This window comes from Xanthomonas sp. Leaf148 (assembly GCF_001423585.1).
Lineage (GTDB): Bacteria > Pseudomonadota > Gammaproteobacteria > Xanthomonadales > Xanthomonadaceae > Xanthomonas.
Window position 1 is genome coordinate 1,205,092 of the sequence record NZ_LMOP01000008.1, and the last position, 22,473, is coordinate 1,227,564.

Consider the following 22,473-nt stretch of genomic DNA (forward strand, 5'->3'; position numbering starts at 1 on the left):
GTAAGGAAGCGCTCATGACACGACAAATCACAAAACTCGTAATCGGTGTGGGCATCATGGCTATCACGACGCAAGTCGGGGCCACCAAGTTTCTGATCGATATGCAAGGTGCAGCCGGAAATCGTGTCAACGTCTACGCCAGTGACGCAATTATGGACCACACACCGATCAATGATGATCTCGCAAATCCTGACTCAAACCGGGTCATTCAGATTGATTTGACGATGGTCTATGAAGCGGTCAACCAACCCCTATGGTTGGAATATCAACTTCAGTTCAAATGCCCCAAGTCGATTCGGCGCGGCCGTGGCGCACCCAAGCACAAGGCTGATTCAACCGGCATATTGGAAACGCCGGATTCCGTGGAATTCCGGCTGGCCAGCGGCGCAAAGACAATGAAACAGGATCCGGCGATCATTGATCTCCAGCCCACCGATTGGCAAAGTACGACCAGCTACACGATGCGACAGGCATGGAATGTAGCCTGCAACAGTGACAGCATTAACGGCGCCAAAGAAGCTGCGTCGGTCAACCGTGTGGTTAAGTCCGACACATTGCGACCGAAACTGGCAGCCATTGGTTTGAATGGACTGGAACTGGTTCCCGATGGACTGTCAATGAGTTCGCTTGCCGACTTTACCTGGGAAACGCTGTGGTCCGATGTACCGAAGCCCGCGATCAATAACGGCCGCAAGCTGACGCCAGCAGAATCGGCAGCGCTCAATGCAAAATTGGCCCAAATGCAGCAACAAGTAACCGAAGCGCAGGGGGAGGTGCAGGACAAGCTGGCGACGATGGACGCCAATCTGGATTTTATTCGGACCGCCGCTGAATACCGGGGAAAAAGGCGTTTAACACGCAGTGAATCGCTCCTGATCCAGGTGTGGGCGGGTAAGACTGAGCAAGAGGTCGTCGCCGCGAACGGCAACCCAGCTATCCGTCAGGCTGGGATCGCGCGGACGCTCTCTTATGGGCAGGCCTTTGACAATCGCGTGATGTGGCAGAATCTCGTGACTGGCGCGACTTACAATGGCGGCGGTTATAAAAGTTGCAACGTCCGCTATGTGCTGATCCCGGACAGCGCCGGGATGCTGAGGGTTGCCGATGTGAATATCTTCGTTCAGACGAGTGGCGACACAAGTGGGATAGGGCGCGCCTGCACCGACATCTTGAACGTGCCAAACGGCTGAAATCATGGTCTATTTTCGAGCCGCGCTCATGCAAGCCGAAAGCTGGCGATACGCCAGCTGCAACTGGACAACTTTTGACCGGAACACCTCTTTCCCCTGAAGCTGGACGGCGAGCTCATTACTGTCCGGCTTTTCCTGCACCGATTTCTGCACGTCGATGGTCAGCAACAACGCCCCACTGCTCTGGCCAGGCATGCTCACATGGGCGGCCTGAACATTCTGCGTAGGGTGGTTGGTAGATGACAACGTGATCGGAGCGATCTCGGTCTTTGTCACCGGGGGGATTTTCTCGCTGATGAGCCAAAGACTGCCATTACCCTTTCTCGCCATCCCAGCGTCGGCGGGACCGCGAAGCGACAAGGTGGAATCTGGCGTGATGAAATTAACCGAGCAGTGGTAACCGGTGTTGACGGGTTCGCGTACCAGCACCCAATTGCCCTCAACCCCTTTGAAGAAGGATTCGCTGAACATCGGCTTATCCGGATCCGCGCCCCCAAGCAACTCAGGGGCGATTTGAGCAAGGCAGGGGCTAGTCCATGCCATGGTGACTACTAAGCCGATCAGCCAATTCTTCATCTAAAATCGTTCTCCATTCGTTGGTCCGGACATACGGTTTCGTGCAATTCTTGTCGTGACCCTATGCAAGCGGCTACGTGCCATAGCTTAGCCTTCCAGGATGGCAGTGGGGGTTCTACCCCGTTTTCACGGACACTTACAGGAAGGTGGATTCAGGCCGTGATGAGTATTTATGTCAAAGCATAGTAAGTTCAGTGCCGAGTTCAAGCGCGGTGCGGTTGAGCAACGGTTCCGAGCGTGCAGCTTCCAGCATCCGGAGCCATTCCTGCGCTTGGCACGCGGTGAGCGATAGCCAGGCCAAATCTTCCGGGAGCAGCTCGCGACCTTCCGGAAGTGATCAGGCGATCACCGAGGAAATAGAACCGGTCCGAGGGCCGTTCAGATCTATACGATGGTGCGGGTCGAACTCAATCATGCCGCGATCTCATCCTTGGCCGGGGTCTGAGGGCACAGGCAAGAGCCGAGCCAGATGCCAACTGATGGATGGTGCGCCGGCAATTGCTGCCGGCCCGGGGGTAATGTTGCTTGGTGGCAGCTAAAACCGCTAGAAAGTTGCAGACATCGCACCAAACGCGACATGTTGTTCTTCACTGACATGCAAGAAGCTGGAATTTGAGAGGTTTGGTGGGTCGTTCAGACCTCCCTAGGAGAATTGCCACTGGACAACGATCCGATTGGCTAACTTCTACGAAATTTCTGCACAGCTACTTCGAGTCACCTCATGAAATTGCGGCAACAGCACATCTGCATGCGGGCCTACTGACCCAGGCCTAAGCTTTGTTCGTCCGCAATCGGTAAGTCAATGCCCCTCAGTTAGAAACACCTTCTGCGGCGGCGGATGCATCAAAAATTGCTGGTGCGAGATATTCCACGCATAAGCGCCTGCCAGCGGAAACGCCAGGCAGTCGCCCGGGGCCAGTGCGGCGACGGGTTGGTTGCGCGCCAGGACGTCCTTGGGCGTGCAGAGCTGGCCGACCAAGGTCACCGGTGTGTCGCTGATGACCGGCGCGTGCGTCCCGCGCAGCACGCGGAATGGGTGGTCGTGCGCTTGCGCGGCCGGTGTGCGGAAGTGATGGGTGCCGCCGCGTGCGATCGCAAACCAATCGCCGTGGCTGCGTTTGAGGTCCAGGACCTCCATCAAATACCAACCGCAGTTGGCGCTGACGTAGCGGCCCGGTTCCAGGCGCAGACGCAGCGCGCTGCCGTGTTCGTGCAGCAACGCGGGCAGCCCGGCGCAGAAACCAGCCCAGTCGAACGAGGACTCCGGCGATAGATAATCCACGCCGAAGCCGCCGCCCGCGTTGACCCGCAACGGCCCGAGCGCATAGGTCTGCCGCCATTGCTGCACGGTGCGCAAGTACGCAGCAACCAGATGCAGTTGCGCGCCGGCATCGCGTTGATGCGACATCAGATGGAAATGAAAGCCCTCCAGTCGCAGCGACGGGCTGGTGCGCAGCAGCTGCATGGCGGCGTCCAGATCCTGCGGGTCCAGGCCGAATGGCGAGGGCTGCCCGCCCATCATCAACCGCGTGCTCTGTGCGCCGGGCACGGCGATGTTCATGCGCAGAAACACCGGGACGCAGCGGCCGGCGTGTGCCGCGATGGTGGCCAGCCGTTGCAGCTCGCCGATGCTTTCCACGTGCACGGTGCAGTCGGGCAGGGCAGCGGCCTGGGCCAGCTCGCTGTCGAGTTTCCCCGGCCCGCCAAACAGCAGCGCTGCCTGCGGTTGCTGCGCATGCAGCCAGGCAAGTTCGCCACCGGACGCGGCTTCGAAGCCATCCACATGCGGCGCCAGCGTCTGCAGAATCTGCGGCTCTGCATTGGCTTTTGCCGCATAGAACAGCTCGCACTGCGCCGGCAGCTGCGCGCGCATCCAGGCCGCATGCGCGTGCAGTGCGGCCAAATCGTACAGGTACGCGCAAAGCGGGCCATCGCTGCTCGCCCGTAGCTGCGGCAGCGCGTGGATCACTGCGGCGGTGTCGATGCGCAGGCTCACGCGGCCACCTGCCGCGCGGTGGCGATGTGTGCAATCGGGTTGGGTAATGGGGTGTAGTCGGACTGACGGTCGGCCCGTTGCAGCAGGCGCGTGCCGAGATTGTTCTTGCCCGGCAGTGGGGCGCCGTCGATCAAGCCTTGCAGCGCGGGTTGCGCGCCGTAGCGTTGTTGCCAGCGTGCGGCGAGCTCGCCCACGCACTGCCACAGCCGCACTTCCAGCACGCCATCGCCCTCGGTCAGATGGAAGATGGCTTCCGCCAGATTGTTCACCAGCGCGCAATAGGCAACGCGTTTCCAGCCTTGTTCCGGCGTGTAATACAGCGATTGCCGCGCACGTTCGCCCACACCCTGCAAGCGGCTTTCCGGCCAATGGTGGGCCAGCAGCTTGGTGCCTTCCAGATCGCGAATCCACACGCGCGTCGGCCAGCCGTCGGCAAAGCCGATCACGGTGTTCTGCAGATGCGGTTCCAGCGCGATGCCATGCTGGAACAGCGCGCTCCACACGCCATCCAGCAACAGGCCTGCATAAGCGCGGAACCACAGCAGTGTGGCGGTATGGCGGTCCATCTGTGCGCTGCTCAGCGCCTGCAAGCGCTGGGCACACGCGCTGTTGCCCTGCGCATCACAAGTAAACAGGGCGGCGGCCACCTGCGGCTGCCAACGTGCGCGTTGCGCAGCAGGAATGGTCTTGCGATACAGGATGCCGAAACTTTCGGACAACGCACGTGCGGCCTGCGGGTCGGCATCGTGCAGGGCGCGGTCGATCTGCGCGACATCCAGCGACGTGGCGGCAGGCTCCAGCATCACGTCGAAGCCCGGTACCTGCGCCGCCAGTGCCTGCCAGCTGGGCGCCAGCAGGTCGGTCAGCGCGACCGCACTTTCCAGTTCGTACCACGCATTCTTGCGGACGCAATTGGTCAGCCGCACATGCACCGAGCACTTGAGAAAGTAATCCAGCTGCGGGTGATACAGCGTCCGCACCGACGAGGTGGGCCGTAGTACATCGCCGCGCAGGCCGACCGGCGTGATCCATCCGCGCGCTTGCAAGGTGCGCAGCAGCGGGTCGTCGAGCAGGCGTTGCGCCTCCCACGGATGGCAGGGGTAGAGATCGTCGCTGCCGGACAGCTGCCTCAGGCTGGCGCGCACGTTCTTGCCTTGCACGCGCAGCAGGCGTGGGTCGATACGGAACCAGAACAACTGAAATGCCGCACGCGCTTCCGGTGCACAGGCGAGCACGTGGTCAAGCGCCACGCCTTCGCGGCTTTTCGGTGTGGGATGAAGCGCGTGGCCCCACAGCATCGATTGCTCGGCATCGATCATCGCATCGCCGGTGGGTGCGGTGCGCTGTGCCTGGCGCAGCATCGCTGCGGTGATCGCCACGCTGTTGGCGCTTTGCGCAAGCAGCTCCGGGTTGACCGCCTGCGTGCTGCCCAGCGATTGCAGCAGGCAGCGCGCCAACGCATGCGCGTCGAGCGCGTGCCACGGTTGGCCGGCACTTTTGAGAAACGGTGTGGACGCGAAGCGGCAGCGGCCCAAACGGTCTGCGTAGGCAATGCGCACGCACACCGCGCCGGTATCGCCAAGGTCGATGCGCAGCCAACGTTGCTCGGCCATGCGCGGCCCGGGGCGATCCAGCCCGCGGTAATCGAAATCGGCTGCGCGTTGCGGGATGGCAAACTCGCGCAGGTAGCAGTTCAACCAGCAACTGCAGGCCTGTGCATCGGCCATGCTGTCGTACCAGGGGTCATGCATCGTGTGCAGCGACATCGGCAGTTCTCCTTGAAGGAAAGCGCACCGCAACGGTGAGCGCAGCGCCAGCCGCAGCAACGGCGGCGGCCAGGAAAGGAAGTGCGGGGCCGGCGGCCTGAGCCAGCGCACCGGCTGCGGCGCCAGCGGCCACGCCGGCCCACTTGCCGCAGGCATCGAAACGGCCGAACAGGCGGCCGGCGCCCTGGCCGCTGGCGACCAGCGCCAGGCTGCGATTGAGCCCGCGCAGGCCGAACAACATGCCAACGCCGAACAGCAGCCGCGCCACCGCCAGCGCGACGGCGTCGTGCAACAGCGCCTGCCACAGGCAGGCCAGCGCAAACAGCAGCAGCCCCGGGATCAGCCATGCCTCGCCATCGCCGCGCCGCCACCACGGCAACACCACCAGATAGACCAGATGCGGCAGGCTGTAGAGCAGGCCGGCAAGCGCGTCGTGACCGGCACCGCGTTCAAGCGCATAGGGAATAAAGTACGGAAACGTCACCACCATCGCGAAGCAAAACAGAAACTGCGCGAGCAACAAGGCCGGCCACAACGATGCTGTGGTGGCCGACGGGTGTGTTGCAGGTTCGGTAGCTGATGACGTCGTCGCAGATGCAAGTGGACGCGCGTTGGGCTGATCCGCCGGCAATCGCCAGGTCAATGCAAAGGCAAGCAATGGCAGCAACGCGAGCGCGCGGTAGAGCGACTGCGCCGGACCCAAGGCGAGGGCCAGCCCCAGCAACGCCGGTGCGCTGACCATCGCCAGTCGCGCCGAATACTGCGTCCAGTCCAGTGCGCGCGCCAAGGGGCCGGCCTGCGGTTGGCTGGCCAGATACGCATTGGCCGCCGCCAGCGAGCCGCCGCAGGTGCCTTGCACGATCAGGCCGATCACCAGCCAGGTCAGCGAGGGTGCGAAGCCGGCAATCGCAAAGCCCAATGCCAGCCCCAGTTGCGCGCGCAGCAACGAGCGTTTGCGTCCGTAGCGGTCCGCCAATCGCCCCCAGGTGCTCGCCGTCAACGCAGTGCACAAGGTGGGCAACACATACAGCACGCCGCTCCAGCCCACCGCCGCGGTGGGCGCCAGTTCGGCCAGAACCTGCGGCAGAAACAGCGGCATGCCCAGGGCGGTGAAGGCCGCCAGATAGTGGGCCGCCAGCACCGGGGCGAGGATGCGTTTCATCGCTGACCACCGGCATGGCGACGCGGCTGCGGCTGTGTGTGCGCAAACGTGGTGCCGAACGGATTGGGCGCGCTGTCGCCGTAGAACTTGTTGATATCGGTCGCACCGGTGAGCTGCTTGCTGAGCAGGCTGCCGGCGCTGAGCAGGTACTTCACCGGCAACCGTGGTGCGGCCAGCAGGCGCCGCGCGGGCGCGGTGTCGATGCCATCGGCATCCAGCGTTGCCAGCGTCTGCGCAACCTGGTCCTGCAGTTGCGCAGCCAGCGGCGCGCGCAAGGCCGGCTGCCAGTCGGCCAGACCTTCGAGTATCGCCTGCAGATCCAGTTGCAGCACGATGGTGCAGAACATCTGCGCCAGCGCGTGTGTCTCGTTCACCGCGATCCGTGCGTCCTGCAGCGCGCCCAGGGTCTCGATGTACGGCAGCTGGGCACGCAATTGCGGCATCGCGATCCGCGCGGCGTCGTTGTCCTTCATCAACAGGCGCGTGGGCTGGCCATGCGCATAAACCAGTACGCTGTTCTGTTGATTGGCTTCCAGCGCAATGCCGTAGCGCAGCCACAGCCGCAGATGCACCGCGAGCAACAGTTCGGTGTATTCGCGCCACCAGGCCTGCACATCGCCGTGCGCGAACCGGTCGGCCAGATGCAGCGCCAGCGGCCGGCCGTCGGGCATCGGTGCGCATAGCGCGGCCACCGGGACCAGCGTGGTGGCGTCCAGCGGCGGATAACGCCGCACCAGATAGGCCAGATGCCGGGTGTCGCCGACATGCCCGCCATGCGACTCGTCGACGAACACGCAACGCCCCTGCAATGCGGGGTCGTGCGCATCGATACGGCGTAGCGCGCGCTCCAGCCAGTGCCCGTCGTACAGCGTGGAAGGTTTGATCAGGCGCAGATTCAATGCGCCCAGCGTGCGCATCGGGATCGGCAGCTTGAGATGCAGATGCGGATGCTGCAGCGGCACCAGCGTGCGCACCGACAGGGTGGGGCGCACTTCCAGCCAGGCCTGCGGTGCGCGCAGCGTCCCGGGTGGAAGCGCAAAGTGCGGCTGTTCCATACGCGCCCAGACCAGCGGATGCACCGGCCAGGCGATGTGCGTCGCGGCGAGCGCGGGCGGCAGCCCCAGGGTAGCGAAGTCCGGCCATAACGCCTCTGGCGGTGCGCTGGTGCAACTGGCCAGTGCACGCGGAATCGCCAACCAACGCAGCGCGAAGGTGGGCGCAAATTCCGGTGCGTAGTGGCGCAGTTCGTCTGCGTCCAGGCCGGCCTTGGCGCGTGCGGTGGGGTAGAACGGATGATCGCGGTAGCTGGCCAGCTGGTCGCAGCGGTACGCGCGTTCGGCGGCATCGTCATGCTGCAGCGCCTTGGCCAATGCGGGCGCCTGCGCGGCATACGCCTGTTGCGCAAGACCACGGTGCGCGGCGGCGCACTCGGCTTCGTCGGCGTAGGCACGGTGCAGTTCCTGCGTTTCCAAATCCAGTTCGGCACTCATGCGTTGCAGCCATGCGCGCGCGCCCTGTTCGACATACGCAGCGTCGGAACCCTGCACGATCCAGCGATCGCCGCAGGCGCTGATGTCCTGCAGCACGCCGTGGCGATGGATCGGCAACCACAGCGAGCCGTTGGGCAGATGCGCGATGCGCCACCAGCCGTCCACCGGGCTGGGGTCGGTCCAGGCGGCCAATGTGCTCGCGTCGGGCGTGGCTGGCGTGCCACGGCTGACGATCGCGCGCAGGTCCTCGCGCAGGCAGGCATCGATGATGCGGGTGGCGATGTAGCGCTGGTCGGCGGTGCTGCTCATGCGTGCACCTGCGCGTTGTCGATGCGCCAGTGCAGGCCCGCTTCGGCATGCACCACGGCCTGTTGCAGCGCCTGTGCATCACTGGCCACGGCGCTCAACACGCCCAGGTAATCCTTGTTGGAATGGCTCAGCTGGATGCGTTCGCCCGGTGCACGCATGCGCCGGTAATGCACGTCGCTGTGTGCATCGTGATGACGGCGGTCTTCGCTGGCGGTGACCAGCTCGCCGTCGCGCTCGGCCACGTAATAGCGCAGCAAGGCATGCGCGCGGTCGCTGCGCAGCTGCGGCAATGGCTGGCCTAGATGCGGCGCCAGCGCGGCGGAAAACCATTGCCCGCCAAACATGCCGTCGAGCAGAAATTCGCGGCGGTCGCCGATGCTGCGGTAGTTGATCTCCACCAGCACCGGACCATCGTCGGTGAGGATGAATTCGCTATGGCATAGCCCAAATCCGACGCCGAAGGCGCGCAGCTGCTGCAGTGCCTGCGCAATCACCGGGGTCTGTACGTGCGCATCCCACTGCGCTTCGCATTCGACGAAATACGGCGGTGGCGACAGCCGCACCTTGAAGCCGCCGATGGCATGCAGCGTGTCGCCATCGCCCAGCGTTTCCAGCGTGAACAGCGGTCCGTGCAACATGCCTTCCAGCAACACGGTGCGCTGCGGGTGGCGCTGCCACAGGTCGTCCAGATAGCTTTGCAATTGCGCAGCATCGGCGCAGTGGCGTACATCCAGGCTGGCCACGCCTTCGCGCGGCTTGGCCACCACCGGCCAGGGGATATCCGTTGGCACTGCGGCGCCCGACGTCAGCGTGCAGAACCACGGGCAGGGCAGGCCGCGTGCACGCAGGCGTTGCCGCATCGCCGCCTTGTTCTTGGCGGCGTAACACACCTGCCAGTCCTTGCCCGGCAGCCCAAATCCGGCGGCCACCAGCGCGGTGCTGGTCTGCAGATGATCGCTGTTGCTGAACACCGCGCGCGGCGCAATGCCGGCGTCATGCAGAACGTCCAGCACGCCCAGCGGATTGAAGACATCGCATTCGATTACCCGCTGCGGCGCCTGCGCAGGGTGGTCGCGGAAATAGGCCAGGTGATCGAGGCGATGGTCGGTCAGCAACCACACCGGAACGCCTTGCGCGTGCGCGGCCGGCAGAAAGCCGTCGGTGATGGCCGGGTGGCAGACATGGGTGAGGATCACCAACGGTGCAGCGGATGTTGCAGTCATGGCAGTTCTCGTTCGACAGGGCGGTGGAAAAACCGGTACTGAAACGGGCTGCCTGGCGCCATGATCGGCGTTGGGTGGCCTGCGATGCAGTGATCGCAATGCCGCGTGCTGCGGCGCTGATGCGTGCTTCGTGCACGCCGTGTTTCTGGCGGCGGCCACAGCGGGATCGCCGTTGCCGTCGTGGGCGACCGATGCCCCTGTACATCGGTCGTGTGGTGCCGCTGCTGCTCCGTGCAGCGTGACGCTGATAAAACGGTGCAACCCTCGATCAGGTGCGCGTGGCGGCGACGAACAACTGCGCGAGTAGCACTTGCTGGTTGCTACCGCCTGCCGTGCGCACCGCGGTTAGAACGTGTACTCCAGACCTGCAGTGAACGTGCGTGCGGGTGCGGCCTGACGGCCCCATGGGCTGGTGTCCACGCCGCGGAACCAGTACTGCCGGTCGAACAGATTGTTGATCGCCAGCGACGCGCTGAATTTTTGTCCATCGCGTTCGAACAAGGTATGGCTCACCTGCGTGTTCCAGACCATGTAGGCGGGCAACTGGCCCACCGAGGCGATGGCGTTCTCCTGCACGGTGTTGGCCGCATCGCTGAAGGCCTTGCTGAAGTAGTAGCCGGAGAGCGCGACAGTGGTATGACCGAGCGCGTAGTTGCCGCCCAGGGTGATCTGGTTGCGCGAGGTGTAGGGCACGCGGAAACCGCGGAACGCCCCTGATTCCTGGCTGGCATCCAGGTAGGCATAGCCTGCGTTGAGGGTGAGCGCACGCAGCTGTTCCGGGCTCCATTGCAGCTCCACCTCGCCACCTTGATGGCGGGTCTTGCCCAGATTGCGGAACACGCGGGTGGTGTTGTCCAGCTGGATCTGTTGATCGAAGTCGATCAGGTAGCCACCGACCTGGATGCGGGTACGGTCATTGGGTTGATAGCGTGTGCCGGCTTCGTAATTCCACGCCAGCTCGGCATCCAGATTGTTGCCGAAGATGATCTGGGTGACCTGCGGCGCGCGCATCGAACGCTGCCCGTCCGCATAGAAGAACCACTGCGCGTTGGCCTGGAAGCCGACCGTCAGGCCGGGCAGCACGTCGCGCGTCTGGTTGAGGGTGCTCACCCCGGTGGTGCGGTTGAAATAGCGCGAATCCAGGCGCTCGTAGCGCAATCCGGGCGTGATGGTGATGCGCTCGTCCGGCAGCGTGATCGCATTGCTGACATAGGCGGCCAACGCACGGTCTTCGAACTGCCAATCGCGCACACTGGTGAACAGGCCATCGCGCAAGCGTAGGTTGCCAACCAGGAAATCGATGTCCTCGCGTACCGCGCGCACGCCAGCGGTCCACTGTTGACGCACGCCGCCGGCATCGCCCATGCTCCAGTTCAGCCGTGGCTCGCTGCCCACCACGCGGAAGTCCCGTGGTGCGGTCTGGCGCAGTTGCGGCGGCAGGTCCGAGCGCCAGGTTTCGGTGGCGGCTTGGCGCATGCCGACGATGAAATTGCGGCTGCTGCGCGCGCTGAAATTGGTCCAGGACAACCGAACATCCTTCATCGGCCCCCAATCGCCCAAGAGTTGCTCATAGCTCAACGATGCACGCGTGGTGCGCCCGTTGAAGCTATCCAGCGGGCGCGTGGACTGGCGCGGGTCGCGCCGATAATCGTCCGGGCTGAGCGCACCGGCCAGATCCATGTCCACCAGATACCGCTGCACGCTGGCCTTGATCAACTTGGTGTCGTCCAGCCACCACTCCGCACGCACGCGCAGATTGCTGATGTCGGTATCGCTATGTGCGCGCCAATACTCGCCCCAGGTGCGATTGGCATCGACCTGCAGACCGAAATTGTCGGTGAGATAGCCGCCGCTGCTCAGCGCGCTGTCCTGCAGAAACTGGCCCTGGCCGCCGGCAGTGACCTTGTGCGCCAGCGTGGTGCTCCACTCGCTGGGAATCTCCTTGCTGACCAGATTGATCACCCCGCCCACATTGTTCGGCCCGTACTGCACGGCCGCGCCGCCGCGCACGATGTCGATGCGATCGATCTGATTCAGACCCACCGGAAACAACGACAAGCTGGTCTGCCCATACGGCGCCAGCGCCAGCGGGATGCCGTCTTCGAGCACCTGCACGCGGCCGCTGCGGCTTTCGTACAGGCCGCGCAACATGATCTGCGGCAGTGCGCCGGTGCCGGTTTCGTCGAAGATCTTGATGCCCGGTACACGTTGCAGTGCATCGTCGAGCGAACGATTGCCGCCAGTGCGCAGCTGCTCGCGATCGATCACCTGGCGGCTGCCCGCGTAACGTTGCACGTCATCCGGTTTGGAACGGCCAAGCAGGCTGCCCTGTACCTGGATCGCATCCAGTGCACGGATCGGTGTCTGACCATCGACGACAGTGGCTTCGTTGGCAGCCGGCGCATCAGTGGCAAGCGCCACCTGCGGCAGACCGCAGCAGGCCGCGGCGATGGCGAGGGTCAGGGTGTGCAAACGGATCGGCGACATCTACGGCGTGCTCCTGCAAGCGGGTAGGGAGGCGGGCGCGTCGAAGGTGGCCAGATGGCCGCGCAGCGCGCGTTGAATCAGGGCGCGATCTTCGCCGGCGAGTAGCCAGCGCAGATCCGGTTGTTGCAGCCAGTGCGCGCGTTGCGCATCGGTGCGTGGATTGGGGCAGAACGGCATATCGGCGGCGCGGCAGTGCGCGTGCAGCTGCAGCAGCAAGTCCCATACCTGTGCATGCGTGGGCTGCGGGCCCAGGCCCAGGTCCAGTGCAAGATCGAGCGCGCCTTCCATCACCAGGGCCACGCCGGGCACAGCGAGAATCTCGGCAAGCGCGGCAACGCCGGCGGCGCTTTCGATCATCGGCACGATGCGGATATCGCGGTTGGCCTGGGCGATATACGTGGGCAGATCGACGTTGCCGAAGCCGGTGACGCGGCCGCCGGTGATCCCGCGCCGGCCCAGCGGCGGGAACCGCGCCGCGGCGACGGCGCGCGCCATCTGCTGCGCCGATTCGGCACGCGGCACCACGATGCCGCGCGCGCCGGCATCGAGCACCCGGCCGATCAGTTTTTCGTCCACCTCCGGCACCCGCACCCACGCCTCGCAGCCGGACAGCTCACAGGCGCGGATCGCGTGTTCCAGCTCGTCCGGCGCGCGCAACACGTGCTCCAGGTCCAGCACCACAAACCCATAGCCAATGCGGCCCAGCAGCTCGCACAGCTGCACGCTGGGCAATGCATTCAGAACGCCAACCGCATACGCCATGGAAGAGGCTGCCAAGGAAACGGGCGCTCATCCTGCTCTTGATGGGAATGATTATCAAGTGTGTTGGGTGGTTACTTTTCGTGACTAGGACACTTGCGCTCGTTGCCATTGTCCCTGGGCTCCACGATGCAGGGAGTCTGAAGATCAGCGTTTCTGGCAGCGGTTGAACCCAAACAGATGCGCTCTATTCGTTGGATAGTGTTGCATCGCCATACACGAGTGGCAGCATGATTTAACTGTAGCAATTGGTTTGAGTGTTGCGAGCTCTAGGCCTATCGCCATAGTTTGCGTTTTCCAGCCAAACGTCACGTGGATGAATGCATTCCGGGTGTTGGAGATATAACACCTGTGTAATTGATGCCGAAAAGACCTCAGGAAAGACGTAATAGTTAGTGAATCTTGCATGCTTCATGGAAGCGGCGTAGGCTCCTGCGAAAGGATGCTGATTGGCGAAAACACCATGTGTCGCAACTACGCCCTATTGCTTTGCGTATCCCTTGTCATGACATTGGGCGCTTGCGGTTTAAAGGAGACGAGCATGCAGTCACAGGATAAGCAGGTGAGTGACGCTGACGGCGATCCTGTTTACCAGAAGAATCCGCATCCCAAGCAGGCTTATCGGATTACGATGACTATCGATGATGCGCCGGGGTCGTTTGGTTTCGTGGACGGTGCCGCCTTTTATCAAATTTCTAATCATCAGCAATGCACCCCGATAGAGCCGATTGCTGGGGTTTGGCTCAAGCAAAAGGAAGACAGCGTTCCCGCGGTTTTCCAAAATGTCGACGCGACGACCTACGTGGCGACGATCTTTGCAGATGGCATGATTGACGCGGATTATTATGGAAAGGGTGTGTGCCACTGGGAGTTGACGGGGGTCGGGATGTCGCTAAAAGCGAGTGGAGAACACGAGGAGACTGACTTCGCGCCTAGTTTGGAGAAAGAGCAGATCCTGCAGTCGTCCTCAAAGAAAACTTACTTTTGGAAAGGTGGTTATCCCAGAAGTGGCGTCGATGACTTCCCGGATACAGGAAAGCCATCTGCCGAGAATTACGCTGAGCCAAACCGAAGAAATCTATTTGTTGTGACTCTCAAGGCAGAGAGGTTGGTTCAATGAGCCTGACCAGTCAGGAATACGCTGCGCTTGCTTATGATGCATACCAAAAGCCGGATAACGTGGGGCCGAAAAGCCCTATCGTAAATATTGGTGGTATTCCATGTAGGCGGCTGGACTATGTAGACAAGCCGTCAGGCTATCAAGGCGTGATCTACGAAAGAGCCGACACCGGTGAAATGGTAGTTGTCCACCGAGGAAGCGAGTTTGATCGCCAGCCCATCCTGGACGGCGCACTCGCCGACGGTGGAATGGTCGCGACTCGCCGCAGTGCGCAGATAGCGGACGCCATCGCGTTCACCAAGGACGCCTTGGAATACGCAGAACAAAAGCATGTCAGTACCGGCCAACCAGCGTCCGATGTGACGGTTGCAGGCCACTCGCTCGGCGGCAATTTGGCGCAGGTTACTGCGCATCACTTCGGCCTCAAGGGCCAGACCTTCGACGCCTACGGTGCGGTCAGTCTGGATCGGCGGATTCCGGAAGGTGGAAATGACGTCATCAATCACGTCATGGCCGGCGATGCGGTCAGCGCTGCCAGCCTGCACTACGGGCGGGTCGAGATCTATGCCACGCCGAATGAAATCGCTACGCTGAAAAAGTCCGATTACGCCAACGACAACAGTGTGCTGGACGCGCGCGATCCCTTGTCTGCTGCAGTCAGGTTGGGCGAGTCGCACCGCATGCACAACTTCCTTCCGGTCGATGGCGCTGGCAAACCAGATCGCTCCGTGCTGGAAGACCCGACAACACAACAGCTGGCACGGCAATACGCGCCGATGATCGCAAAGTATCGCGATGACGTAGAAGCGATGCGCTCAGGGTTGACGTTGTATTCGCGAGGCGTGCCGGGCCTTGTTCGCGATGGAGTTGACCACCTGCGTGGTCCGGTGGAGCCGGGTGTTGGGCGCCTGGAAATGGAGGCGCCGAGCTGGCAGCAGCAGATGCAGGAGTTTCAGCGCGACCGCGAGCGTAGCCATGCACCGCAGGCATGGCAGGTTCCGCTGAGGGAGGATGCGCAAGTTGATCGAGCGCTAGCACCGCAGGGGCGCGGATCTCCATCGGTGCGGGAAGATCCAGGCGCGTTCCTTGATCGCATGTTAGCTGCTGCACAAAGCGGTGACCGCGACCAGTTCCGGCAGATGACCCAGGTATTGGCCAGCGAGCCGCCCGGCCGTGCGCTACGCGCCGAAGCCGTCGAGGCGGTGAACCAGCACGAACAGCAGGCCGCGCAGCAAGCGATGCAGGCGCAGCGGCAGCAGGCAGAGACACAACAGCAGGAAACGATGCGCGTCGGCGCGCGCAGCCTGTAGTCGTCATCAGGAGAAAGGCAGGACGCACGATGAACGCACAAGATCCGCTTGCGCTGGTTAGCAAGGCAGCCTCGCTCATGGAGCAGTTCGAGCGCCGATGCATCGAATTGGAACAGCAGCAGAACCGCCTCGCGCAACAGCTGGAGCAAGTTGCGCAGTCGCTGCCTGGCGTGATGACCCGGTCGGCGGAACAGACGCTGCAGCGTGTGCCCGATACATTGATTCGGAGCATGCAGCAAGGAATGGAGCAACCCGTCGCCGGTTTCGAGAAGCGGCTGCAGCAGGCTGGTAACTTGATCGGTGAAGGCGCGCACTCCTTGTCCGATCAACTTAAGCGCATCGAGCGCGGGCAGCGCGTGTTGTTGTGGAAGGGTGCGGCCGTCGTTATCGGGAGTCTGCTGCTCTTACTGGCTGGTGGCGCATGGTTGCTGACCCAGTATCGCGATGAGATTCGTGACAATCAGTTGCGTGCCGAATTACTGCGCGCCTACAACGCAGCCGATGTCACCCTATGCGACGGCAGGCTCTGCGCCAATGTCGAGACAAAGGGCGCAGCCTATGGCGACCGACGACAATATCGGCCAGTAAGGCCGCGCTGATATTCTGCGTCACTCACCAGTTCACCGGCCGCACCATTCATCCTGCAAATTCGGCGGACGTAGCGAGCGCAGGTCTGTCCGACATCCACTCCTGCAATGGGCCGTCGCAGCGGCTGGAGTTTCGGCCGGGGTAGTTGCCGCAGGAATCTAGCGCCCGGTGCGCATCGCACCTGTGGTGCTGCGGCGCGATGTCTACGTTTACCCAATGGCTTTATCTGCAGTGTCGTCGGCTTCGCCGCCCGGCGGCGATTACGACGCCGGCACGTTCAACGCCCGGTACGGCGGCGTGGACATCACCATTTCGGCAAGCGAGTAGGCCAGTTCGCGTTCGGCCAGCACTGCGCCGTCGGCGCCGTGTTCGAGCAGATGCTTGACCTCGGCATCGCTATGCGCGCGCGCCAGCAAGGTCAGCGACGGGTTGATCGCGCGCAGCTTGGCCAGTGCTTCGCCGGCTTCCAGCGGTTGCGGGATCGCCAGAATCGCGATTTTCGCGTTCTCCGGACGTGCTTCGGCCAGGACGCGGTCGGCCGCTGCGCTGCCACGGATGCCGGGGATACCGGCTGCATGCGCCTTGGCCACATGGTCGCCGTTGTCGTCGATCACCAGTACCGGCACGCCACGGCTGCGCAGCAGCTGCGCCAGCGCGCTGCCCACGCGGCCGTAGCCGATGACGATGGCATGCCCGTCGGCTGGCAATGGCGGGCCGGGCGGCAGTTCCGGCTCCACCTTGGCCGGTGCATCCTGCGCCTGCTTGGCCTGCCAACGGTCCAGCCACGAGAACAGGAACGGGTTGGCCACGATCGACAACAACGCGCCGGCCAGGATCAGATCGCGCCCGGTCTCCGGCAGGATCGCCAGTTGCACGCCCAGCCCGGCCAGGATGAAAGAAAATTCGCCGATCTGCGCCAGGCTGGTGGAAATGGTCAGCGCCGTGCCGGTGGGATGGCCGAACGCGCGCACGATCACAAACGCCGCCAGCGACTTGCCCACGGTGATGGTCAGGAAGGTGGCCAGCACCTGCCACGGGTGCGCGATCAGAATCATCGGGTCGAACAACATGCCCACCGACACGAAGAACAGCACCGCAAACGCGTCGCGTAACGGCAGCGAATCGCTGGCGGCCTTATGGCTGAGCTCGGATTCCTTGAGCAGCATGCCGGCGAAGAACGCGCCCAGTGCAAACGACACACCGAACAACGTGGCCGACACGAACGCCACACCCAGCGCGATACCGAGCACGGCCAGGGTAAACAGCTCGCGCGAGCCGGTCGCAGCCACTTTTTCCAGCGACCAGGGAATCACCCGACGACCGATCACCAGCATCGCCGCGACAAACGCCACCATCTTGAGCAAGGTCAGCCCGAGCGCGGCCAGCAGCGAGCTGGACGCGCCGTCGTGCGCAGCTGGCGTACCGGTCCCGAGCGCATCCGCCAGCGCCGGCAACAACACCAGGGCCAGCACCATCACCAGGTCTTCGACGATCAGCCAGCCCACCGCGATGCGGCCGCGCTGGGTGTCCAGCAGGCGGCGTTCTTCCAGCGCGCGCAACAGCACCACTGTACTGGCCACCGACAGCGCCAGGCCGAACACCAGGCCATGAATCAACGGCCAGCCCATGCTCCAGGCCAGCGCCCAGCCGAGCAGCGTGGCCACCACGATCTGCGCTAGCGCACCGGGCACCGCGATCCACTTCACTTCCATCAGGTCTTCGAGCGAGAAGTGCAGGCCCACCCCGAACATCAGCAACATCACACCCAGCTCGGACAGCTGGTTGGCCATGGTCTGATCGGCCACGAATCCCGGTGTAAACGGCCCAACGCAGACGCCAGCCAACAAGTAGCCGACCAGCGGCGAGAGCTTCATCTTCTGCGCGAGCGTGCCCAGGATGAAGGCGACCGCGAGGCCGACGGCGATGATGTCGATGAGGCTGGTGTCGTGGTGCATTCCAATCCGTTGTGAGAGTGTCCGAAGTGATGAAACGGCGTGACCAGCCAAACGAACTGCGCCGGGCAGCGCCTGCGGGCATCGCGAATGAAGTGCTGGAATCCGGCGCGGGGGACCAGGGCCGCAGAGCGGTCCGGTTGGCCGGACGCCCATAGTACACAGCGCATGATTAACGCGATGCGACACGTAGCGCATGCGGCCGCGAGGGGCAATCCGTTGGCGACGGTGATGCGGGTCGCTCGAACCGATGCCAGCACTGCCAACCGACGGACCGCTGCGGCCGCGGCGTCGCCGGACAGCACATCCATCGACATCGGCCACCATCGACAGCGCACTGCGACTGTGCCGCAGCGCTGAATAGCGTCGTGACGACGCGCCGCGTAACCATGGCCGATTGCACGTCCCCAGGTCACCCGCACAGGCAGTGGTTTGCGTGTGCACGCCATCGCTGGCCATTGCCTGCAACAGGCGCGAATCGATCGCTACGCGGCTACGCGGCTACGCGCGTGTCTCGCAATGCGCAACGCGTGCGACGTTGCGCATGCAACGCGGCAATCGTGGAGAGGGTTGCGCGCTGTCATCGATGCGCACGCGCGATGAGGCAACGGCGCCGCCGCACAGGGTTTGAAGTTTGACGACACGGCTTCGCGCCTGTGTCAGGCAAATGCGCAACGACGGCTGACAATCCAGGCGTCGCTTCGCGCAAGCGGTCTGCACTCCCTCCCCATGCCACGCCTCTATCGCTTCCCCCGCGATCAGGCTTCACGAGCCCAGGTCATGCATCTCAGCGACTTCGCAACAGAACAGTTTCGTCAGGACCCGTATCCGACCTATGCACGCCTGCGCGCCGAAGGGCCGCTGGTGGAAGTGGCAGAACGCCGTTTGATGACCGGCCACTACGCGGTGGTCGACAGCCTGCTCAGCGACCGACGCGTCGGCCGCGATTATCTGCAGAGTATCCGTCTGCGCTATGGCGAGGCCGCCGTGGAGATGCCGCTGTTTCAGGGCATGAGCCGCATGTTCCTGATGGTCAATCCACCGGTGCACACGCGTCTGCGCGGGCTGATGACCCAGGCATTCAATGCGCGGCAGATGGAGTCGATGCGTCAGGTGGCCAGCGACACCGCTGCGGTGTTGATTGCCGGCTTTCGCGCACAGGGCCAGTGCGATGTGTTGCGCGACTTCGCGTTTCCGCTGCCCATCAGCATCATCTGCCGCATGCTCGACATCGATCCTGCCGACGCCATCACGGTCGGGCAGGCCACCAGCGCACTGGCCAAGGTGTTCGACCCGTTGATGACGCCCAAAGAGCTGGAAGCCACCAGCGCGGCGTATCTGCAGTTGGAAAGCTACTTTCATGCGGTGATCGAAGCGCGTCGAAGCAGCGACGGCGACGATCTGATCTCACGCTTCATCCGTGCAGAGGATCAGGGTCAGCGGCTGAGCAGCGACGAGATCGTCTCCAATGTGATCCTGCTGTTTTTCGCCGGCCACGAAACCACCTCCAACATGATCTGCAATGCACTGGTCGCCCTGCATCGGCATCCCGAGCAGTTGGCACTGCTGCAGCAGAACCCGGCCTTGCTGCCCAACGCTGTACTCGAATGCCTGCGTTACGACAGCTCGGTACAGATGGCCACGCGCACGGTATTGCAGGATTTCGAGATCGCTGGGAGCGCGTTGCGCGAAGGTGAGATGGTGTATCTGATGCTGGGCGCGGCCAATCACGACCCGGTGCAATTCAGCGACCCGCAGGTGCTGGATATCCGCCGACAGCAAGGGCGTGCGCTGTCGTTCGGCGGCGGTATTCACCACTGCCTGGGCAACCGGCTGGCCTTGATCGAAATGGAGGCAGCGCTTGCTGCACTGCTGGAGCAGTTGCCGGCGTTGCGCCTGGAGCAACTCGAGACGCTGACATGGAATGACCGCGCCAATCTGCGCGGCGTGGATGCCTTGCCGGCGTCGTGGTGAGGCAACGCGTGCTGCCTTGCGCGAGCCGCGCGTTGGGACTTGGCACACGCGTGGATGCGATGACAGCGACAGGCATCGCCAAGCGATCGGCGATGTCTGTGCCACGCCCGCGCTGATCGCAATCTGCGATCAGCGCGGGCGCTAAACAGCCAATACACGTCCCCAATCAGAATCGATAGGTGACCCGGCCATACCAGTAGCGGCCGTTGAAGCCGAACGGCGACAGCGACGAATATTGCAGGCCGCCGGCACGGTCGTCGTAGGCGGTGGTGAGCTGCGCCTTGGTCGGGTACTGGTTGGTGATGTTGTCCGCACCCACGGTGAAGGTGAACGCGTCCCAGGTCTGGCTGGCGGCCAGATTCAGCAGCCAGCGCGCGTCATAGGTCTGGTCCTGGCTGCCATCGGCAGGGTCGCTGATGCGCTTGATCGATCCGTAGCGGGTAGCGTTGAAGTTCAGCGCGAATCCGCCGATCGACCAGTCCGCGGCGGCCATGTACTTGGTGCGCGGCGTGGCATCGGTGAGCAGGCCCTGGCTGGCGCGGCCGAAGTTGGGGTTGGACAGCTCCAGGATGGTGGTCTTGTTGTAGTTGGCGCTGGCGCTGAGATTGAGCTTGCCGTAGTTGCCCAGATCGGCCAGGTAGCTGTTGATCCAGTCCACACCGCGGGTGCGGCTGGTGGCGCCGTTGACGAAGAACTGCACTGCCGCCACCTGGCCGATCGGCTGCGCAAGCTGCAGCTGATCCGAATACAGGATCTGGTCCCAGATGCGGATCTGGTAGACGTCCAGGCTGGAGGTGAAGTTGGCGGTGGGCTGCCACACGCCGCCCAGGCCGTAGTTGGTGGATTTTTCTGGGCTCAGCGGGCGGGCGCCCAATGCGACAGCCACCGGGTCGGAGGTGCGATAGGTGCCGACCTGCACCAGCTCGCCGTTCTGGATCAGCGTGACCACCGAAGCGTAGTTCTGTTGCGCCAGCGACGGGGCGCGGAAGCCGTTGGAGATGGTGCCGCGCAACGAGAACGTATCGCTGAAGGCGTAGCGCGCCGACAGCTTGCCCGAGCGCGTGGAGCCGGCGTCGCTGTAGTTTTCGAAGCGCCCGGCAATGCCGCCGGAGAGCTTGTCGGTGATGTCCGCTTCCAGGTTGGCGTAGACCGCATTGCTATGACGACCGAAGCGGCCGGCCACCGAGGGCTCCAGGCCGGAGAACACCTGCGCGCCACCGGGGTAGGGCGCGCCGGTGTCGGGATTGATGGTGTTGGGATCGAAGAAGTAAGAAGCCGGCGAGCCGGCGGTGATCTCATAGCGGTCCTGACGGTGCTCGGCACCGAAGGCCACATTGACCGGATACGCCAGGCCCCAGTCGAAGGACTTGTTGACATCGACATTGACCGTACCCTGCTCGGTTTCGAAGCCGCCGGAGTTGAAGTTGGTCGGCGAGGCGCCGGTGGTGTAGTACAGATTGGTGTTGATGCTGTTGAGGATGTTGAAGGTCATGTCGTTCTTGCCGTAGGTGGCCGACACGTCCCAATTCCATTCGTTCTCGGTGCTGCCCTTCAGACCCAACACGGCCGAGCGGTCGTTGGTGGGGTTGTAGATCTGCGGCAGAAAGCCGTTGGGATAGATCGCCTGCACATTGCGCGCGGTGTTGTCGGCGGCGCGGTAATAGCCGTTGGAAGTGACTTCGCGACGGCTCATGCTCAGGTGGCCGTACAGCTCCACATTGGGCGAGAACTCATAGCCGAATGCGGCCAGGCCCTGATAGAAGTTGGATGCCGGGTCGCCATGGCGTTGATACGGCACACCGCCCGGATTGGGCGTCCCCGGCACGGTGGTGGCGCGGTTGGTGTTTTCGCCGCGATTGGTGCTCATGGTGTTCTGGTAGTTCCACGACAGCCGCACCCAGCCCGGCGCGGTGTCGCCGCCGCTGCCGCCGAAGGCCAGGCCCACCGAACCGTCGATGCCGTTCTGCTCGCCATCGCCCTTGTCCATGATGCCGCCGTTGACCGAGATGCTGTTGCTGCCCGCAGCGGCGCCGTGTTTGAGCACGATGTTGACCACGCCGGCGATGGCATCGGAGCCGTATTGCGCGGATGCACCATCGCGCAGCACTTCGATCCGCGCAATCGCCGACATCGGCAGCGAGTTCAGATCGGCCGGCGCCGAGCCGCGACCCACGTACGGGTTGTAGTTGATCAGCGAAGAGGTGTGATAACGCTTGCCATCGACCAGCACAAGCACCGCATCCGGCGACAGCCCGCGCAGGGTGGCCGGGCGCGAGGCGTCATTGCCATCGGAAATCGCCGGGCGCGGAAAGTTCAGCGACGGCAGTAGTTTGCCCAATGCCGTGGCGATGTCGGTAGCGCCGGTGGCCTGCAGCGATTGCTCGGTGATGATGTCGATGGGCGATTCGGATTCGGCCACGGTGCGGTCGCTGACGCGGGTACCGGTGACGATCAGAGTGTCCAGGGTTTTCTGCGGCGGGGTCGATTGCGACTGCGCACTGGCAGCGAACGAACAGACGGTGAGTGCGACTGAAATCGCCAGCGAGAGTGCGTTGGAGGTGTGCATGGGAA

The 22,473-nt window shown here is 63.3% G+C and carries 15 protein-coding genes and 1 pseudogene; 6 read left to right on the forward strand and 10 right to left on the reverse strand.

The features are described from left to right. Nucleotides 1–53 precede the first annotated feature (53 nt). Nucleotides 54–1,190 carry a hypothetical protein gene (locus ASF90_RS09695; protein WP_055850337.1) on the forward strand — a complete coding sequence of 379 codons (1,137 nt, stop codon included), beginning with the start codon at nt 54–56 and terminating at the stop codon, nt 1,188–1,190. Between the two features lie 9 nt (nt 1,191–1,199). On the opposite strand, the gene ASF90_RS09700 is transcribed toward ASF90_RS09695, so the two are convergent. Continuing rightward, entirely contained in the window at nt 1,200–1,766 is a 567-nt protein-coding gene (locus tag ASF90_RS09700; RefSeq protein WP_055848994.1) for a hypothetical protein, read from the reverse strand. 471 nt (nt 1,767–2,237) lie between these two features. Here ASF90_RS09700 and ASF90_RS24500 point away from each other — a divergent pair. Beyond that, nucleotides 2,238–2,360, forward strand: a pseudogene (locus ASF90_RS24500) (IS5/IS1182 family transposase); the annotation flags it as partial. Between the two features lie 205 nt (nt 2,361–2,565). Here ASF90_RS24500 and ASF90_RS09705 read toward each other — a convergent pair. From ASF90_RS09705 to ASF90_RS09735, 7 genes are all read right to left on the reverse strand, one after another. Further along, complete coding sequence (locus ASF90_RS09705; RefSeq protein WP_055848997.1) at nt 2,566–3,762, reverse strand: type III PLP-dependent enzyme; 1,197 nt, start codon at nt 3,760–3,762, stop codon at nt 2,566–2,568. Then, nucleotides 3,759–5,528, reverse strand: coding sequence for an IucA/IucC family protein (locus ASF90_RS09710; protein ID WP_055849000.1), 1,770 nt, complete (start codon nt 5,526–5,528; stop codon nt 3,759–3,761). The genes ASF90_RS09705 and ASF90_RS09710 overlap by 4 nt, the downstream gene beginning before the upstream one ends. Next, nucleotides 5,506–6,690, reverse strand: a complete 1,185-nt coding sequence (locus ASF90_RS09715; protein WP_055849003.1) for an MFS transporter — start codon at nt 6,688–6,690, stop codon at nt 5,506–5,508. Before ASF90_RS09715 ends, ASF90_RS09710 begins: the two co-directional genes overlap by 23 nt. Beyond that, the gene (locus ASF90_RS09720) at nt 6,687–8,489 is read right to left on the reverse strand and encodes an IucA/IucC family protein (RefSeq protein ID WP_055849005.1); all 1,803 of its coding nucleotides are present in this window, start codon (nt 8,487–8,489) and stop codon (nt 6,687–6,689) included. The genes ASF90_RS09715 and ASF90_RS09720 overlap by 4 nt, the downstream gene beginning before the upstream one ends. Beyond that, the gene (locus ASF90_RS09725) at nt 8,486–9,712 is read right to left on the reverse strand and encodes an ATP-grasp domain-containing protein (protein WP_055849008.1); all 1,227 of its coding nucleotides are present in this window, start codon (nt 9,710–9,712) and stop codon (nt 8,486–8,488) included. The genes ASF90_RS09720 and ASF90_RS09725 overlap by 4 nt, the downstream gene beginning before the upstream one ends. A 345-nt stretch (nt 9,713–10,057) precedes the next feature. After that, nucleotides 10,058–12,199, reverse strand: coding sequence for a TonB-dependent siderophore receptor (locus ASF90_RS09730; RefSeq protein WP_055849011.1), 2,142 nt, complete (start codon nt 12,197–12,199; stop codon nt 10,058–10,060). After that, complete coding sequence (locus ASF90_RS09735) at nt 12,200–12,961, reverse strand: aldolase/citrate lyase family protein (RefSeq protein ID WP_055849014.1); 762 nt, start codon at nt 12,959–12,961, stop codon at nt 12,200–12,202. A gap of 538 nt (nt 12,962–13,499) precedes the next feature. On the opposite strand from ASF90_RS09735, the gene ASF90_RS09740 reads away from it, so the two are divergent. Genes ASF90_RS09740 through ASF90_RS09750 form a run of 3 tightly spaced genes read left to right on the forward strand, consistent with a single transcriptional unit; the run spans nt 13,500 to nt 15,987 of the window. Beyond that, entirely contained in the window at nt 13,500–14,078 is a 579-nt protein-coding gene (locus ASF90_RS09740; protein WP_055850339.1) for a hypothetical protein, read from the forward strand. Next, nucleotides 14,075–15,388, forward strand: a complete 1,314-nt coding sequence (locus ASF90_RS09745) for a DUF6792 domain-containing protein (RefSeq protein WP_055849017.1) — start codon at nt 14,075–14,077, stop codon at nt 15,386–15,388. Before ASF90_RS09740 ends, ASF90_RS09745 begins: the two co-directional genes overlap by 4 nt. A gap of 29 nt (nt 15,389–15,417) precedes the next feature. Then, nucleotides 15,418–15,987, forward strand: a complete 570-nt coding sequence (locus ASF90_RS09750; RefSeq protein WP_055849019.1) for a hypothetical protein — start codon at nt 15,418–15,420, stop codon at nt 15,985–15,987. A 249-nt stretch (nt 15,988–16,236) separates the two neighbouring features. On the opposite strand, the gene ybaL is transcribed toward ASF90_RS09750, so the two are convergent. Continuing rightward, entirely contained in the window at nt 16,237–17,931 is a 1,695-nt protein-coding gene (gene ybaL / locus ASF90_RS09755) for a YbaL family putative K(+) efflux transporter (protein ID WP_055849022.1), read from the reverse strand. 777 nt (nt 17,932–18,708) lie between these two features. On the opposite strand from ybaL, the gene ASF90_RS09760 reads away from it, so the two are divergent. After that, nucleotides 18,709–19,902, forward strand: a complete 1,194-nt coding sequence (locus ASF90_RS09760; RefSeq protein ID WP_055849026.1) for a cytochrome P450 — start codon at nt 18,709–18,711, stop codon at nt 19,900–19,902. A 166-nt stretch (nt 19,903–20,068) separates the two neighbouring features. Here the strand turns inward: ASF90_RS09760 and ASF90_RS09765 are convergent, their stop codons facing one another. Continuing rightward, the gene (locus ASF90_RS09765; protein ID WP_055849028.1) at nt 20,069–22,468 is read right to left on the reverse strand and encodes a TonB-dependent receptor; all 2,400 of its coding nucleotides are present in this window, start codon (nt 22,466–22,468) and stop codon (nt 20,069–20,071) included. Between the last annotated feature and the right edge of the window lie 5 nt (nt 22,469–22,473).

Coding starts and splice junctions, on each gene's coding strand:
- ASF90_RS09700 (WP_055848994.1), bottom strand. CDS start 1,766: ATGAAGAATTGGCTGATCGGCTTAGTAGTCACCATGGCATGGACTAGC.
- ASF90_RS09710 (WP_055849000.1), bottom strand. CDS start 5,528: ATGTCGCTGCACACGATGCATGACCCCTGGTACGACAGCATGGCCGAT.
- ASF90_RS09715 (WP_055849003.1), bottom strand. CDS start 6,690: ATGAAACGCATCCTCGCCCCGGTGCTGGCGGCCCACTATCTGGCGGCC.
- ASF90_RS09720 (WP_055849005.1), bottom strand. CDS start 8,489: ATGAGCAGCACCGCCGACCAGCGCTACATCGCCACCCGCATCATCGAT.
- ASF90_RS09725 (WP_055849008.1), bottom strand. CDS start 9,712: ATGACTGCAACATCCGCTGCACCGTTGGTGATCCTCACCCATGTCTGC.
- ASF90_RS09730 (WP_055849011.1), bottom strand. CDS start 12,199: ATGTCGCCGATCCGTTTGCACACCCTGACCCTCGCCATCGCCGCGGCC.
- ASF90_RS09735 (WP_055849014.1), bottom strand. CDS start 12,961: ATGGCGTATGCGGTTGGCGTTCTGAATGCATTGCCCAGCGTGCAGCTG.
- ASF90_RS09740 (WP_055850339.1), top strand. CDS start 13,500: ATGCAGTCACAGGATAAGCAGGTGAGTGACGCTGACGGCGATCCTGTT.
- ASF90_RS09745 (WP_055849017.1), top strand. CDS start 14,075: ATGAGCCTGACCAGTCAGGAATACGCTGCGCTTGCTTATGATGCATAC.
- ASF90_RS09750 (WP_055849019.1), top strand. CDS start 15,418: ATGAACGCACAAGATCCGCTTGCGCTGGTTAGCAAGGCAGCCTCGCTC.
- ybaL (WP_055849022.1), bottom strand. CDS start 17,931: ATGCACCACGACACCAGCCTCATCGACATCATCGCCGTCGGCCTCGCG.
- ASF90_RS09760 (WP_055849026.1), top strand. CDS start 18,709: ATGCATCTCAGCGACTTCGCAACAGAACAGTTTCGTCAGGACCCGTAT.
- ASF90_RS09765 (WP_055849028.1), bottom strand. CDS start 22,468: ATGCACACCTCCAACGCACTCTCGCTGGCGATTTCAGTCGCACTCACC.